This window comes from Brevundimonas subvibrioides ATCC 15264, from assembly GCF_000144605.1.
Taxonomy (GTDB): Bacteria; Pseudomonadota; Alphaproteobacteria; order Caulobacterales; family Caulobacteraceae; genus Brevundimonas; species Brevundimonas subvibrioides.
The window spans coordinates 3,129,561-3,145,504 of sequence record NC_014375.1 but is presented as its reverse complement, the minus strand read 5'-3'; the positions used below and the strand labels follow the sequence as shown (position 1 = coordinate 3,145,504).

At 68.6% G+C, this 15,944-nt stretch carries 12 protein-coding genes; 6 read left to right on the top strand and 6 right to left on the bottom strand.

Annotated elements, in window-relative coordinates; translation table 11 throughout:
- Window positions 1-2 precede the first annotated feature (2 nt).
- The 4 genes from BRESU_RS15315 to bchF are packed head-to-tail and all read right to left on the bottom strand — an operon-like array spanning window position 3 to window position 7,213.
- On the bottom strand, window positions 3-3,776 hold the full coding sequence (locus BRESU_RS15315) for a magnesium chelatase subunit H (RefSeq protein ID WP_013270472.1): 3,774 nt from the start codon (window positions 3,774-3,776) through the stop codon (window positions 3-5).
- The gene (bchB, locus tag BRESU_RS15310; RefSeq protein WP_013270471.1) at window positions 3,751-5,337 is read right to left on the bottom strand and encodes a ferredoxin:protochlorophyllide reductase (ATP-dependent) subunit B; all 1,587 of its coding nucleotides are present in this window, start codon (window positions 5,335-5,337) and stop codon (window positions 3,751-3,753) included. The genes BRESU_RS15315 and bchB overlap by 26 nt, the downstream gene beginning before the upstream one ends.
- A complete protein-coding gene (locus tag BRESU_RS15305) occupies window positions 5,328-6,668 on the bottom strand; it encodes a ferredoxin:protochlorophyllide reductase (ATP-dependent) subunit N (RefSeq protein WP_013270470.1) in 1,341 nt (446 codons plus the stop codon). The genes bchB and BRESU_RS15305 overlap by 10 nt, the downstream gene beginning before the upstream one ends.
- Window positions 6,665-7,213, bottom strand: coding sequence for a 2-vinyl bacteriochlorophyllide hydratase (bchF, locus tag BRESU_RS15300; RefSeq protein ID WP_218915394.1), 549 nt, complete (start codon window positions 7,211-7,213; stop codon window positions 6,665-6,667). The genes BRESU_RS15305 and bchF overlap by 4 nt, the downstream gene beginning before the upstream one ends.
- A gap of 450 nt (window positions 7,214-7,663) precedes the next feature.
- Between bchF and BRESU_RS15295 the strand changes: the two genes are divergently transcribed.
- From BRESU_RS15295 to BRESU_RS15270, 6 genes are all read left to right on the top strand, one after another.
- The gene (locus tag BRESU_RS15295; protein ID WP_013270468.1) at window positions 7,664-8,548 is read left to right on the top strand and encodes a cobalamin B12-binding domain-containing protein; all 885 of its coding nucleotides are present in this window, start codon (window positions 7,664-7,666) and stop codon (window positions 8,546-8,548) included.
- 31 nt (window positions 8,549-8,579) lie between these two features.
- Window positions 8,580-10,004, top strand: coding sequence for a transcriptional regulator PpsR (gene ppsR / locus BRESU_RS15290; protein ID WP_013270467.1), 1,425 nt, complete (start codon window positions 8,580-8,582; stop codon window positions 10,002-10,004).
- Between the two features lie 111 nt (window positions 10,005-10,115).
- Entirely contained in the window at window positions 10,116-11,030 is a 915-nt protein-coding gene (gene chlG, locus BRESU_RS15285) for a chlorophyll synthase ChlG (RefSeq protein WP_013270466.1), read from the top strand.
- Window positions 11,027-12,376 (top strand): BCD family MFS transporter, encoded by a 1,350-nt coding sequence (locus BRESU_RS15280; protein WP_013270465.1) that lies wholly within the window; start codon window positions 11,027-11,029, stop codon window positions 12,374-12,376. The genes chlG and BRESU_RS15280 overlap by 4 nt, the downstream gene beginning before the upstream one ends.
- Complete coding sequence (locus BRESU_RS15275; protein WP_013270464.1) at window positions 12,363-13,580, top strand: geranylgeranyl diphosphate reductase; 1,218 nt, start codon at window positions 12,363-12,365, stop codon at window positions 13,578-13,580. Before BRESU_RS15280 ends, BRESU_RS15275 begins: the two co-directional genes overlap by 14 nt.
- Window positions 13,581-13,599: 19 nt before the next feature.
- Complete coding sequence (locus BRESU_RS15270; protein ID WP_013270463.1) at window positions 13,600-13,851, top strand: hypothetical protein; 252 nt, start codon at window positions 13,600-13,602, stop codon at window positions 13,849-13,851.
- Window positions 13,852-13,927: 76 nt separating this feature from the next.
- Here BRESU_RS15270 and BRESU_RS15265 read toward each other — a convergent pair whose 3' ends face one another.
- Together BRESU_RS15265 and BRESU_RS15260 are read right to left on the bottom strand one after the other, a co-directional pair.
- Entirely contained in the window at window positions 13,928-14,458 is a 531-nt protein-coding gene (locus BRESU_RS15265; RefSeq protein ID WP_013270462.1) for a c-type cytochrome, read from the bottom strand.
- Between the two features lie 110 nt (window positions 14,459-14,568).
- Entirely contained in the window at window positions 14,569-15,858 is a 1,290-nt protein-coding gene (locus BRESU_RS15260) for a DUF3422 family protein (RefSeq protein ID WP_050762521.1), read from the bottom strand.
- Window positions 15,859-15,944: the final 86 nt, after the last annotated feature.

The following is a 15,944-nucleotide window of genomic DNA, read 5'->3' as shown; positions in this document are numbered from 1 at the left end:
CCTCACGCCGCCGCAGCGGGGGTGAGGCCTTCGAGGCGATCTTCAAGTTCGTCGGCGGCGTCGCGCAGGGCCTGCAGCGTGGCGGCGTCCGGGGCCCAGTAGTTGCGGTCGGACGCTTCCAGCAGGCGATTGGCCATGCGGGCGGAGGCCTTGGGGTTCAGCTTGGCGATGCGCTCGCGCATCGCCGCGTCCAGCACGAAGGTCTCCGAGATCTCCTGATAGACCCAGGGCTGGACGTCGCCGGTCGTGGCCGACCAGCCGAGCGTGTTGGTCACCTGGGCCTCGATGGCGCGGACGCCTTCGGAGCCGTGCTTCAGCTGACCCTCGAACCAGCGGGGGTTCAGCACGCGGGTGCGGCTTTCCAGGGTGACCTGTTCGGCCAGGGTGCGGACCTTGCCCTCGCCCTGCGTCTGGTCGCCGATATAGACGGGCGAGGCCTTCCCGCGCGCGCGCTCGGCCGACTTGGCCACACCGCCCAGGGTGTCGACATAATGGTCGATGGTGGTGACGCCCAGGTCGACGGAGTCGAGGTTCTGGTAGGCCAGATCGATACCCGCCAAAGCGCTATTCAGCAGGGCGGGCTGCTTCATTGGCTTGCCGTTACGGCCATAAGCGAACCCCTTCCGGCTCTCGAACGCATCGGCCAGTTCGCCTTCTTCGGTCCAGGCCCCCGAGTCGATCAGGGCGTTGACCGAGGCCCCGTAGGCCCCCTCGGCATTGGAGAAGACGCGCAGGGACGCGGTTTCCATGTCGCAGCCCAGCTTGCCCTGATGCTCCAGGGCGCGCTTGCGGACGAAGTTCTGGTCGAGCGGCTCGTCGGCCGTGGCGGCCAGCCAGGCGGCGTCGGCAAGCATCTTCATCTGCAGCGGCAGCAGGTCGCGGAAGATGCCCGAGACGGTGGCCACCACGTCGACGCGGGGGCGGCCCAGCTCTTCAAGTGACACCAGCTCCGCGCCGCACAGTCGGCCGTAGCCGTCGAATCGAGGGCGTGCGCCCATCAGGGCCATGGCCTGGGCGATCGGCCCGCCTTCGGACTTCAGATTGTCGGTGCCCCACAGCACGATGGCCATGGATTCCGGCAGGCTGCCCGTCTCGAGCTGGTGTTTGGCCAACAGCCGGTCGGCCTGGCGCATGCCGTCGGCGACGGCATAGGCCGAGGGGATGCGGAAGGGGTCGAAGCCGTGGATGTTGCGGCCGGTCGGCAGCATCTCGGGCGTGCGCAGCAGGTCGCCGCCCGGCGACGGCAGGACGTACCCGCCGTCCAGCGCCGCGACCAGCGCCTCCATCTCCGGGTTCGACGACAGCGAGACGTTGGTGGCGTGCAGGTGGCGGAACAGCTCGATCCCTGCCGTATCCGAGGACAGGCCGCTGATGCCCAGCGCCGTGCGGGCATCGGCTCCGTCGACGATGGACTGCACGGCTTCGCGGCCGGGCTTGGGGCCTTCACGGGCTTCTGCGACGGCCAGCAGCAGGTCGGTGCGTTCGTCGGCGGTGAAAGGCTCGCCCAGGACGTGCAGGCCGTTCGGGATCAGGGTCTGTTCCAACTCCTGCAGCGTGGCGATCAGGGCGTTGACCCGGGCGTCGTCCGATCCCTCGATCAGGGCGATGTGCAGGGTTTCCGCCGCCTCGAAGATCAGCGGGTTCAGGGCAGCGCGTTCGGCGGACGCCTCGATCTCGGTCGCGCGCCAGCGGTCGACCAGAGCCTTCAGATCCAGCAGACCCTTGTAGAGCCCCGCATCGTTGATCGGCGGGGTGATGTAGCTGATCAGGGTCGCGTTCGAGCGACGCTTGGCGATCATGCCCTCGGACGGGTTGTTCGCGGCATAGAGATACAGGTTCGGCAGGTCGCCGATCAGCCGGTCGGGCCAGCAGGCCTCCGACAGGCCGGTCTGCTTGCCCGGCATGAACTCCAGCGCGCCGTGGGTGCCGAAATGCAGCACGGCATGGGCCCCGAAATCCTCGCGGATCCAGCGGTAGAAGGCGCTGAAGGCGTGGGTGGGGGCAAAGCCGCCCTCGAACATCAGGCGCATCGGATCGCCCTCGATGCCGAACGGCGGCTGCAGACCGACGAAGACGTTGCCGAACTCGGCCCCCAGCACGAAGATCGACGACCCGTTGGCCAAGGACTTGCCAGGCGCGGGGCCCCAGACCGCCTCGATGTCCTTCAGCCAGCGCTCGCGCAGCACATGCTCGTTGGCCGGGATCCGGACGTGGACGTTGCCATCGGTGCCGTAGCGGGCGGCGTTGCCCTCCAGCAGCTTTTCGCGGAGCGCCTCGACGCTCTCGGGCACCTCGACGGTATACCCCTCGGCGGCCAGGCGGATCAGGGTCTTGTGCAGGCTGGCCCAGACCGACATCTGCGCGGCCGTGCCGGCGGCGCCGGCGTTGGGCGGGAAGTTGAACAGGACGGCGGCGATCTTGCGGTCCGCCCGCCCGGACCGGCGCAGGCGGATCATCTTGCCGACGCGATCGGCCAGGGTCCCGGCCCGCTCGGGACAGGCCACCATGGCCTTGGCGTCCATGCCGGGGAAGGTGCAGCGACGCGTGCAACCCGTGCACGGGGCGTCCGATCCATCGGTGCGGCCGCCGAACATCATGGGCGCGATGCCGCCGTCCAGTTCCGGAATGGAGACCATCATGGTGGCCTCCAGCGGCAGAAGGCCCTGGTCGCCCGCGCTCCACTGCTGGAACGACTGGAACTCCAGCGGATGGGCCGAGACGTAGGGCACGTCGAACCTCGCCAGGGCCACGGCCGCGGAGGAGGAGTCGTTGTAGGCCGGCCCGCCGACCAGCGAGAAACCGGTCAGATTGATGATGGCGTCGACCACGGGACGGCCGTCCTTCATGAACAGCTTGTCCATGGCCGGGCGGGCATCGAGGCCGTTGGCGAAGGCCGGGATGACCTGGACGCCCCGCGACTCGAAGGCCTGGATCACGCCGTCGTAGTGCGCCGCATCGCCCGCCAGAACGTAGGAGCGCAGGATCACCAGACCGACCGTGCCTTGACCGCCTTCGACGACGGGCAGGGCAGCGGGCGTCTCCGACATCCGGGCGGAGGCCGTGTCGCCCATGCGCGGGTGATAGACGCCGATTTCCGGATATTCGACCGGGGCGGCGGCCTTCATGTTTCCGCGCAGGACCCGGCGCTCGCCCTCGGCGTAGCGGTCCACCAGATAGCGGACCATCGACACCATGTTCTCCGTCGAGCCGGCGAACCAGTATTGCAGCGTCAGGAAATAGGCGCGGACGTCCTGGGCCGTGCCGGGCACGAAGGCCAGGATCTTTGGCAGGCGGCGCAGCATGGCCATCTGCTTCTCGCCGGGGACGCCGCCGGTCGCCTTGGTGTTCCCGCGCAGCTTCTTCAGCATCGCCAGCGGACCCTTGGTGGATCCGTCCATGCGGTACGGGCCCATCTTCGTCAGCTTCACGACCTCGGCCGCCGACATCATGCAGAACATGGCGTCGCAGGCTTCGTTGCGGGCCTTCAGCGCCGGCAGGACCATCTGGATATGGTCGTCGACGAACAGCATGGAGGCGATGACGATGTCGCCGGTGGCGATGTCGCTCAGGCAGGCGTCGAGCGCATGTTGATCGCTGCCCCATTCGGAGGCGGCGTGCAGGGCGACGGTCAGGCCGGGCGCGGTCTTGCGCAGTTCGGCCTCGGCCTGTGCGACGGCCCCGGCCAGGTGATTGTCCAGAGTGACGATGACGACTCGCACCCGTGGCGCGGTCTGGCCGGTGTGCGCGGCATCAGCGGCTGTAATGTGATTTCGCATCGTACAACGTCTCGACACCGATCGTCGCGAGCCCCTGCTCGACGGCGAAGCGTTCCGTGTTGCGACGGGCCTTGCCGCGCACGAAAAAGGGAATCTTCCTCAGTTCGGCCTCGGCATCGGGGGCCCAGACGATCTCGGACACGATGGTCCCGACCTCTGTCGATGCGAGGGGTTGGGCCTCTGCCGCCATGAGGGCAGGGGCGGGCGTCGAAGCGCCGGGTTGCGGGGCGGCGGAATGACCCCCCAGGTGCGAGGCGCCGGCTTCGTCGGAAAACTCGAAGTCGTCGCGGAACATGTGCAGCAGGTGCTCTTCCAGTCCCATGACCAGCGGATGCACCCAGGTGTCGAACAGGACGTTGGCCCCCTCGAACCCCATCTGGGGCGAGAACCGCGCGGGGTGGTCCTGGACGTGGAAAGGGGCCGAGATGACGGCACAGGGAATGCGCAGCCGCTTGGCGATGTGGCGTTCCATCTGCGAGCCCAGCACCAGTTCCGGCTGCAGGGCGGCGATGGCGTCCTCGACCTCCAGATAGTCGTCGGTGATCAGGGCGGTCAGGCCCAGGTCTGCCGCGGCGGCGCGGACCTCGCGGGCGAACTCGCGATTGTAGCAGCCCATGCCGACGACCTCGAACCCGAGCTCCTCGGAGGCCACGCGGGCGGCGGCGATGACGTGGGTGGCGTCGCCGAACACGAACACGCGCTTGCCGGTCAGGTAGGTGGAGTCCACCGAGCGCGACCACCAGGGCATCCGCGACGGGACGCCGTCCAGAACCGGAACCGGGTCGAGGCCGGTCAGGGCGCAGACCTCGTGGATGAAGTCGATCGTCGCGCCGTATCCCAGCGGAACGGTCTTCACCGATGGCTGGCGGCACTGCTTCTCGAGCTGTTTTGCGGCCTCTCCGGCGATTTCGGGATACAGCACGACGTTGAAGTCGGCGGCCCCGAGCCGGGCGATGTCGGCGGGCATCGCGCCCAGCGGGGCGGTGACGTTGATCTCGACGCCCAGCCGCTCCAGCAGACGGGTGATCTCGACCACGTCGTCACGGTGGCGGAAGCCCAGGGCGGTGGGGCCGAGGATGTTGCAGGACGGACGGCGGCCCGTCATCGGGGTGCGCTCGACCGGTGTCGTCAGGTGACGGACCAGCTGGCGGAAGGTCTCGGCCGCCCCCCAGTTTTCCTTCTTCTGGTAGCTGGGCAGCTCCAAGGGGATGACGGGGATCGGCAGGCCGATGGCGAGCGCCATTCCCGCGGGGTCGTCCTGGATCAGCTCGGCGGTGCAGGAGGCCCCGACGATCATCGCCTGGGGCTGGAAGCGGGCGTGCGCGTCGATGACAGCGGTCTTGAACAGTTCGGCCGTGTCGGTGCCCAGGTCGCGCGCCTGGAAGGTCGTGTAGGTGACGGGCGGACGCTTGCCGCGCCGCTCGATCATCGTGAACAGCAGGTCGGCATAGGTGTCGCCCTGCGGCGCATGCAGGACGTAATGCAGCCCCTCCATCGCCGTGGCGATCCGCATCGCGCCGACATGCGGCGGGCCTTCGTAGGTCCAGACGGTCAGCTGCACGGTGCGGCCTCCCGACGGTTGGCGCGGGCCGGGACGATGGCGTCCGACAGGCGGTCGCGGCGGTTCAGCGGGCGGGCGAACAGCTCGGCCAGATCGGCCGCCTGATCGAAGCCGTGCACCGGCGAGAACACCAGCTCGATCGACCATTTGGTCGTCAGGCCTTCCATCTCCAGCGGATTGGCCAGGCCCAGGCCGCAGACGGACAGGTCCGGGCGCGCAGCGCGGCAGCGATCCAGCTGGCGATCCACGTCCTGGCCTTCGCTGAGGCGCGTCGAGGACGGCAGCAGCGGCAGTTCCCGGGCCAGATGCGTGCGGTGCAGATAGGGGGTGCCGACTTCCAGCGGCACCATGCCCAGTTCGCGCGACAGGAAGCGCGCGAGCGGCACCTCCAGCTGCGAGTCCGGGAAGAAGAAGATCGACTTGCCTTCGAGCGCGGGCCGGACCTTTTCCAGCGCGCGGGCGGCACGTTCGCGACCGGGCGCGACGACCGAGCGGAACAGCATCTCGTCGACACCGAAGGCCTGCGCCGCCGCGTGCAGCCAGTCGGTGGTGCCCTCGGCTCCGAACGGGAACAGGGCGTCCAGCCGGACCGCGCCGCGATCCTCCAGCGCCCGGGCGGTGTCGCCGAGGAAGGGCTGGGCGACCAGAAAGCGGGTGTTGGGGCCGACGCTCGGCAGGTCGCTGATCTTGCGGGCGGGCAGGGCCTCCACGCGCGCGATACCCATGGCGGCGAACAGGCGGCGGAACTGGTCCTCGACCACATCGGGCAGGGCACCGACGATCAGGAGGGAGGGTTCGGCGTTGGCCGGAGCCGCGGCCATCTGCGGGACGAGGGCGGCCAGACAGGCGTCCTCGCCCTGGGTGAAGGTCGTCTCGATGCCGCTGCCGGAATAGTTCAGCACGCGGACGTTGGGGCTGTGCTTCTCGGACAGGCGTCCGGCGGCGCGCGACAGGTCCAGCTTGATGACCTCCGACGGGCACGAGCCGACCAGGAACAGCAGCTTGATGTCGGGACGGCGCGCCAGCAGGCGGTCCACCACCCGGTCCAGCTCGTCATTGGTGTCGGTCAGGCCGGCGAGATCCTTCTCCTCCATGATGGCGGTGGCGAAGCGCGGCTCGGCGAAGATCATGACGCCCGCGGCCGACTGGATCAGATGGGCGCAGGTGCGCGAGCCGACAACGAGGAAGAAGGCGTCCTGCATCTTGCGGTGCAGCCAGACGATGCCCGTTAATCCACAGAAGACTTCACGTTGTCCCCGCTCGCGCAGAACCGGTGCATCGGCGCAGCCGCCGGTCGGGCGGGGCAGGTCCAGGGCGAAGGCCTCGCTCATGCGGTGACCATCGTCGACTTGGCGGGCCCTTCGAGACGCGCCATCCGCAGCTTCCAGATGAACTGGGCGGCATTGATGACGTAGGTCGCATAGGCGGCCAGGGCCAGGATCAGCTGTTCGCGCGGGGTGCCCACATGCAGCAGCACCGCGCCGAGGTAGGCGGTGTGCAGGGCCAGCACGAGCATCGAGAACACGTCCTCCCAGAAGAAGGACGGGGCGAACAGGTAGCGGCCGAACACGACCTTCTCCCAGATCGCGCCGGTGACCATGATCGTGTAGAGCAGGGCCGTCTTGATCAGCACCGAGACGGTCGCGGCAAATGCGCCCTCGCCCGTGCCAAGATAGCGCAGAACCAGCACCACGCTGATGCCGAACGCCAGGAACTGGACGGGTGCGAGGATGCCCTGGACCAGGGTCCAGACGGTGTTGTCGCGGCGGACGCGTTCCTCGGGTGTGTACAGCGGACGGGTCACCATGCTGATGCCGGCACCGACATCGCTGACGCTGTGCTGGCCCGTGTGCGCGGTCCACGGGCACGGGGCCACGCGGTCTATCAGGCCGCTGAAACGGCGGCTTAGCAGTCCCCGAACGCCGCCGTGGGAAGCGCTGCCGTGGCCGTCTGAATGGTGGATCGCGCTCGATGACATCGACCGACTCCGGTCGCCCCCCGATAGAGGCGATATCGAAACCTAGGTCCGTCGCCCGGCATGTGTCAAATAGATTGGACGTAAATCTGGATTGACACTTCATGCCCAATGTCGGGCTTGACTCGGTCCCGGATCGGTGGACCCAATGTCGCCTCAAAGTGGACGTGACGTGCGTGCGTGGATTGCCGGACACCCCTCAGATCGCTCAGCAAGGCGACGGGTCCGGACCAAAGCGCGAGACGATCCGGAGGCCTCTCCCAAGGGCATCCGGCTGGATGAGGAAACACTTCGCCGGGTGGATGGGGATCACGCCTGACGTAAGAGATCACGCTCCGGGGAGGAGGGTCGATGGCCTACGTTCACCGCGCTGAAGGCGCCCCCGATCGAACACCACCGCCCTCGGGCGAGGGCGACAATGTCGTCCGGTTCCGGCGATCCGAGTCCGGACTGTCCGGCGTTCCTTCGCCCATCGATCTGGCGCAGCTGATCGAGGGTGAGATCATTCCGCGGCTTCTCGCCGCCCATCAGAGCGGCGGTTTGCACGAAGTCATCCCGATGAATATGGGCGTGGTGGACAAGGCCGAGCTGGAAAGCTTCGCGCACCAGACCATGACCATGGATCTGTCGGCCCTGGTCGATCAGGTCGAACTCCTGGTGCGCCGCGGCGTGTCGGTCGAAGGCATCTATTTCGACCTGCTATCGCCGTCCGCGAAACTGCTGGGTGAGTGGTGGGAGCAGGACGTCTGCACCTTCGCCGACGTGACCGTAGGTCTCTGTCGCCTGCAGCAGCTGGTCTATGAATATGCCGACCGGGTCCATGTCGAGGGCGGGGGAGGCGACGGCCGGACGGCCCTGTTCGCCCTGACGCCCGGTGACCAGCACTCGCTGGGCCTGATCATGGTCGTCGAGTATTTCCGCCAGGCTGGGTGGCGCACGATCTGCATGCCGGATGCGACCGAGCGGGATCTGGAAGACATCGTCCAGACCGAACGCTTCGACCTGATCGGCTTCTCCATGGCCAACGAGCGTTGGCTCGAACCGCTGACGCCCCTGATCGCCCGCCTCCGCGCGGTGTCCAGAAACGCCTCCGTGCGGGTCATGGTCGGCGGCCGCGTCTTCGCTGAAAACCCGGATCGGGTGGCGATGGTCGGGGCAGATCAGACCGCCACGGATGCCCACGCGGCCGTCCAGGCGGCCGCGCGGTTATTCGCCTCGCAGCACTCCGCCGCTTGATCAAGCGACACCGGACCCGTAATGGCGCTAGATGACCATCCTCTCGTCCCCGTCGGTCACTCTGCCCTTTCGCCGTCCCGAGACAGCGCTGGACGGACTGACGGCTGAGGCGACTGCGGGCGTCGTGTCCGCCGCCAGCGACATCGCTCTGGTCCTGGACCGCGACGGTGTCATCCGCGATTTGTCGGTATCTTCCAATGACCTGGCCCGGAACGGCATCGGCGACTGGATGGACCGCCCGTGGATCGAGACGGTCACCGGCGAGAGCCGTCACAAGGTCTCCGAGATGCTCGCGGACACGGCTGCGGGCAAGCCGGCCCGCTGGCGCGAGATCAATCATCCCGCCGACGACGGCGAGGTGCCGATTCGGTATTTCGCCTTCAGCGCCGGTTCGGACGGACGGGTGATCGTTCTGGGCCGTGATCTGCAAGGCTCGGCCGTGCTCCAGCAGCGGCTGATCCAGGTTCAGCAGTCGGTGGAACGGGACTATCTGCGGCTGCGCCAGGCCGAGGCGCGCTATCGGCTCCTGTTCCAGAGCGCGGCCGAGGCGGTCCTGATCCTGGACGCCCCAACGCGCAAGATCCGCGAGGCCAACCCTGCCGTCGCCCGCATCACGGGGCGGGAAGAGGGCAGTGTCGTGGGCCAGAGCTTCACGACCCTGCTGGACGCCTCCAGTGCGGCGGCGGCCATCGATATCCTCGACAGTGCCACAAGCAGTTCGGGTAGCGAGGCCATCAAGGTCAGACTGGCCAATGGCGACAGCTGTCTGTTGTCGGCGTCCATGTTCCGTCACGACCGGACCTCGTCGCTGCTGGTACGGCTGACCCCGGACGCGATCGCCCAAGGCATCGATCCGAACGCCACCCTGACCGCGGTGCTGTCGCGCATCTCCGATGCCTTCGTCGTCACCGACACCGACCTGCGCATCCTGACCGCCAACCCGGCCTTCCTCGATCTGACCCATCTGGCCAGCCGGGAGGAGGCGACCAACCTGCCTCTGGACCGGTTCCTTGGTCGCCCCCAGATCGATCTGAAGATCATGCTGGCCCAGCTTCGGGACCACGGGGCGCTGCGCAACTTCGCCACGGTCGTCCGCAGCCAGTTCGGCGATCAGGAAGACGTCGAGGTCACCGCTGTCGTGGTGCCCGACGATACCCGGCCCACCTACGGTTTCAGCATCCGCAACGTCGCGCGCCGGACGCCCCCCGTTCCCGTCGCCCCGGCTATCGGCGGCGCGGTCTCGCAATCGGTCGAGCAGCTGACCCATCTGATCGGCCGCGTGCCGATGAAGGACATCGTGCGGGAATCGACCGACCTGATCGAAAAGCTGTGCATCGAGGCGGCGCTGACCCTGACCTCGGACAATCGCGCCTCGGCCGCTGACGTCCTCGGCCTCAGTCGCCAGAGCCTGTACTCCAAGCTCCGCCGCTACGGCCTGGGCGATCTGGACGACTGACGCCAGGAGGTCCAGGCGCTGAATCCGTAAGCCGCCGCGCGGCGAACGGCATAGCCCCAAAAACTGTCAATCTGCGTTGACACTTTCGGGTGTCCAGTGCGACGGTGTTCCATGGACAGGACACTCGACGCGCCTTCGATTTCTGCGCCGTCCCCGGCCGCGGTGCTGGAGCTGTTCAAGCCCGTCACCTGGTTTCCGCCGATGTGGGCCTTCATGTGCGGCGTGGTCTCGTCGGGCATGCCGTTCCAGGGGCGCTGGCTGTTCCTGATCGCAGGCATCGCCCTGACCGGTCCTCTGGTCTGTGCGACCAGCCAGGCCGTCAACGACTGGTTCGACCGGCACGTCGACGCGATCAACGAACCGAACCGGCCGATCCCGTCCGGCCGCATCCCTGGCCGCTGGGGCCTGTACATCGCCATCATCTGGACCGGGCTGTCGGTCGTCGTTGCGGCCCTGACCGGTCCGTGGGTGCTGGGCGCGACCCTGCTGGGGCTGGCGCTGGCCTGGGCGTACAGCGCGCCGCCGCTCAGGCTGAAGCGGGACGGCGTGGCCGGTCCGTTCGCCGTCGCGCTTTCCTATGAGGGCCTGACCTGGTTCACCGGCGCGGCCGTGATGGCGGGGGCCTTGCCGCACGCTCCGGTGCTGATCCTTGCCGCGCTCTACAGCTTCGGGGCCTATGGCATCATGGTTCTGAACGACTTCAAGGCGGTCGAGGGCGATCGGCTTCTGGGTCTGAAATCCCTGCCGGCCGAGCTGGGCGTCGACTCGGCCGCGCGCATCGCCTGCGCGGTCATGGCGGCACCCCAGGTGATCGTCGTCACCCTGCTGTTCGTGGCCTGGGACCGTCCGTGGCACGGGCTGGCCGTCGGCGTCCTCGTCGCGGTCCAGTTCGCGCTGATGGCCCGGTTGCTGGGCGATCCGAAGAAATTCACCCCTTGGTACAACGCCACGGGCACCACCCTTTACGTGTTCGGCATGCTGGCCTCGGCCTTCGCCGTGCGCGGCCTCATCGGAGCGGGCGCATGAGCGACCAGCCGCATACGCTGGCACACCTGGGCTGGCTCGGCATCGTCCGGCTCGGTCTGGTCCAGACCGCGCTGGGGTCCATCGTCGTCCTGACCACCTCGACCCTGAACCGGGTCATGATGGTCGAGCTGGCCCTGCCGGCCGCCCTGCCGGCCGCACTGGTCGCGTGGCACTATGCGGTACAGCTGTCGCGTCCGCGCTGGGGGCACGGTTCGGACGGCGGGGCGCGTCGCACGCCCTGGATCATCGGCGGCATGGGGGTGCTGGCCCTCGGCGGGATCCTGGCCGCGGACGCCACGGCCCTGATGAGCGGCTCGCCCGTGGTGGGGATCCTGCTGGCGATCCTCGCCTTCACCATGATCGGGGCAGGGGTCGGGGCCTCGGGAACCTCCCTGCTCGCGCTGCTGGCCACACGAGTCACCCCGACGCGCAGGCCCGCCGCCGCCGCCATCACCTGGATCATGATGGTCATGGGCATCGCCGCCACCGCGGGCATCGCGGGTGGGCAGCTGGATCCGTTCTCCATGCAGCGTCTGGCCATGGTGTCGGGCGCCGTCTCGCTGGGGGCCTTCCTGCTGACGCTCGCCGCGGTCGCCGGGGTCGAACGGACCGCGGCCGTCGTCACCGAACCCGCGGAGCCGAAGACCGATTTCAGGGTCGCCCTGCGCGAAACCCTCGCCGATCCGCAGGCCCGCCGCTTCACGCTTTTCGTCCTGATCTCCATGATCGCCTACAGCGCCCAGGACCTGATCCTGGAACCGTTCGCCGGACTGGTGTTCGGCATGACCCCCGGCCAGTCGACCCAGATGTCGGGCATGCAGCATGGCGGCGTCCTGCTGGGCATGATCCTCGTCGGAGCGGCCGGCGGGTTCGTCGGCGCGCGCGGCCAGGGCTGGATGCGCGGCTGGACGCTGGCCGGGTGCGGCGGTTCCGCCCTGTCTCTGGCGGCCCTGGTCGTCGCGGCACAGGTCGGGCCCGGTTGGCCCATCGCGCCGACGGTTTTCGCTCTCGGCTTCTTCAACGGTGTCTTCGCCGTCGCCGCCATCGGCTCGATGATGGCGCTGGCCGGTCAGGGCCGGGGGGCCAACGGCGGCAGGCGCGAGGGGATCCGCATGGGTGTCTGGGGGGCCGCACAGGCGGTCGGCTTCGGCACGGGCGGCTTCTTCGGGGCTGTGGCCGTCGATATCGGCCGACGCCTGTTCGGCGAGGATGCCACGGCCTTCGGCCTGGTCTTCGCGCTCGAGGCCACCCTGTTCATCGTCTCTGCCGTGATCGCCGTTCGTATCGGCGCCCCTGCCGCCACGTCTCAACCCCAACCCATCGGAGCGCGTCATGTCCAGGCCTGAACCCGGTATCGTCGCCGAGACCTTCGACTGCGTCGTCGTCGGGGGCGGCCCGTCGGGCTCCACCGCCGCCCGGCATCTGGCCTCGCAGGGCCGCACCGTGCTGCTGCTGGACCGCCAGGGTCGCATCAAGCCCTGCGGCGGGGCCATCCCGCCCCGGCTGATCCGGGACTTCGACATCCCCGACAGCCTGATCTGCGCCAAGGCCAACGAGGCCCGGATGATCGCCCCGTCGGACCGCCGCGTGCACATGCCCATCGAGGGCGGCTACGTCGGCATGGTCAACCGCGAGGCTTTTGACGAATGGCTGCGCGCGCGGGCCGAGACCGCGGGGGCCCAGCGCCGCACCGGCACCTTCGACCGCATCGAGCGCGAGGCCGACGGCTCGGCCCTGATCCTCTATCGCCCGGCGGGCGCACCCAAGGATGCGCCGCCCATCGCGGTTCGTGCCCGGACCATCATCGGCGCCGACGGGGCCCGCTCCAACGTCGCCGCCCAGGCGGTGAAGGGGGCCGACAAGCAGCGCTACGTCTTCGCCTATCACGAGATCATCAAGGCCCCCGCCGCCGGCACCGCCGACTTCGAGGCCAGCCGTTGCGACGTCTGGTACCAGGGCAATCTCTCGCCCGACTTCTACGCCTGGATCTTCCCGCACGGTGACACCGCGTCCATCGGCGTGGGCTCGATGCAGAAGGGATTCTCGCTGCGGACCGCCGTCACCGCCTTGCGCAAGGTCGCGGGCCTGACCGAGTGCGAGACCGTGCGTACCGAGGGCGCGCCCATTCCGCTGAAGCCGATGAAGCGCTGGGACAATGGCCGGGACGTCGTCCTGGCCGGGGACGCCGCCGGCGTCGTGGCCCCGGCCTCGGGCGAAGGCATCTATTACGCTATGGAGGGCGGCCGGCTGGCGGCGGAAGCCGTCGAGGCGACCCTGGCCACCGGCAAGGCCGGCGCGCTGACCCAGGCGCGCAAACGCTTCATGAAGGCCCACGGAAAGGTCTTCATGGTGCTCGGGATCATGCAGCATTTCTGGTACCGCTCGGACAAGCGGCGGGAGCGGTTCGTCAGCCTTTGCGACGATCCCGACATCCAGGAACTGACCTGGCAGGCCTATATGAACAAGGAACTGGTGAAAGCGAAACCCGCCGCCCACGCCCGCATCTTCTTCAAGGACATGGGTCACCTTCTGGGTCTTCGCCCCGCGTGATGCACCTGTTGCCCGGCCGATGAGCGGCTTCTTCGCCAGCGGTCACGCCGTCGATCTGATCCTGGCCATCATGGCGGTCGAGGCCGGCTTCCTGCTGATCACCCGTCGCATGACGCCCTATGCCCTGCTGCTCGTCTTCGGGCCCGGGGTCTGCATCCTGCTGGGCGCGCGCGCGGCGCTCGTCGGGGCGGAGTGGCGGTGGATCGCGCTGGCGCTCGCGGCCTCGTTTCCATTGCACCTGCTGGACCTGCGGCGCCGCCTGAGCCGCTGACCGCCACCCCTAGGACTCCCAAAGAAAAAGGCCCCGGCGTCTCCGCCGGGGCCTTCGTCTTCAGATTACGAAGCAATCAGTCGTGGGTGTCGAGATAGGCGATGACGTTGGCGCGCTGCTGCGGGTCACGCAGGCCGACGAAGGCCATCTTGGTGCCGGGGATGTAGGCCCGGGGATTTTCCAGATAGGCGAACAGGGTCTCGTTGTCCCAGACCTTGCCGCTGGCCTTGTTGGCGGCCGAATAGTTGTAGCCGGCGACCTGACCAGCGGTCCGGCCGATAATGCCGTGCAGGGACGGACCGACGCGGTTCACGCCTTCCTCGATCGAGTGGCAGGTGCGGCATTGGGCGAACACGCGCTCGCCGGCCACGGCATCACCGGTCAGGCCGGCGACCTGAAGGGTCGCGCCGCCAGCGGCCGGAGCCGTCGCGGGGGCGGCAGCCGGGGTCGTCGCAGGCGCCGGAGCCGGTGCCTCGACCGGAGCAGTCGCGGGGGCTGCAGCCTGCTCGGCAGGAGCGGCGGCTTTGTCCTCACCGCCGCCGGAGCAGGCGGACAGTCCGAGCAAGGCACTTGCGGCCACCATGCTCACGATACCAAAACGACGCATAGATACAGCTCCCTGGGTTTTGTTGGCGCGAGATTAGACCCGCGTTCCATAGTGTCAACTGCGGTGGACAGACTGAGGTTCCGGAATCCGGCAGCCATAGCGACGCAGCGTCAGTGGTCCTTCTCCAGCCTGTGTCGCCAAGCCGAGAGACCGATCCACACCGCCAGCGCCAGGATCGGCGCGATGATCCCCTGGGCCAGGGTCGCGTCGAACCGGGGCCAGGCATGCTCGATGGCCTTCAGCGGAAACCCGAGCAGACCGATGGCATAGTAGGCGATGGCCACCGTCGAGAATCCCTCGACGGCCTGCTGCAGCTTCAGCGAGGTTCCGGCGCGTCGGTCCATGGACGCCAGCAGGGCCGCGCTGGTCGCCTCGGCCGCCACCTCGACCCGGGTGTTCAGCATCTGGGCCATGCGCGCGATGCGGTCGATGGTGGCCCTCTGCCGTTCCCCTACCGCGTCGCAGGTCCGCATGGCCGGGTCGAGCCGGCGCTGCATGAACTCGCCCAGGGTCAGCAGACCCTCGATGTGATGCTCGCGCAGCATCTCGATCCGCTCCCGGACGATGCCGTGATAGGCCGCCGCGGCTCCGAATCGAAAGCCGGTCCGTCCGATCAAGGCCTCGGTCTCGCCCGCAAGCGCCGACAGCTGTTCCAGCAGGAGCCGGTCCGCTTCGGGGTCCGAATCCTCGGCCAGTCTGTGAGCCAGCGCGGCCGCCCGTCGTTCGATGGCCGCCAGTTCGCCGCTGGTCTGGCCCGCCACCGGAAAGGCCAGCAGGGCCATCAGGCGGTAGGTCTCGATCTCCAGCAGCCCCTGGACCAGCCGCCCGGTCAGGGCCGCGTCCCCCGCATGGGCCAGCATCAGGAACCGCGTCATGCCCCCGGCGTCGGGCCGGAAGTCGGTCAGGGCGATCGCGGCACCGTCGGCCAGGCTGGCTCCGACCGCCTCGACCCCGAACAGGGCGGCGGTGGCCTTTTCGTCCACAGCGGGCCAGACCTCGAGGCGGGTGGCGACCAGCACCTCGCCCGGCATTTGCGCCAGCCAGTCCTCGGGTGCCAGATCCAGCGCCGTCTCCGCGAACGGGACCGTGCCGGTCGGGGTGCGAAAAAAGGTCCAGGTCGAGAGCTCGGTATGGCGTTCCCAGCGCAGACGCCACATGCCGGCGTCCAGCGCGCACCAGCGGGCCCCGGGGCCGGGCTCGGACTGTCCGAGGCGACGGCACAGGGCGGTCATGTGCTCGCGATCGCGCGCCTCCCCGTCCTGGCCGGCCAGGGTGGCGATGCGTGTGACCAGGGCCGGTCCGACCAGCGGCGTGAAGGGCCGGGCGTGGGCCTCGGCCAGAAGGGCATCGCGCTGCGGATGGTAGCGCCAGCTTCTGGCGGACCCGGACGCACTGGCCATTTCGTCCCCCATCACACCCCTCGCCACGCCGCGACGCGTTGACCCGAACGGTCATGCATGAAACCGTAACTGTCAAACGGATTGGA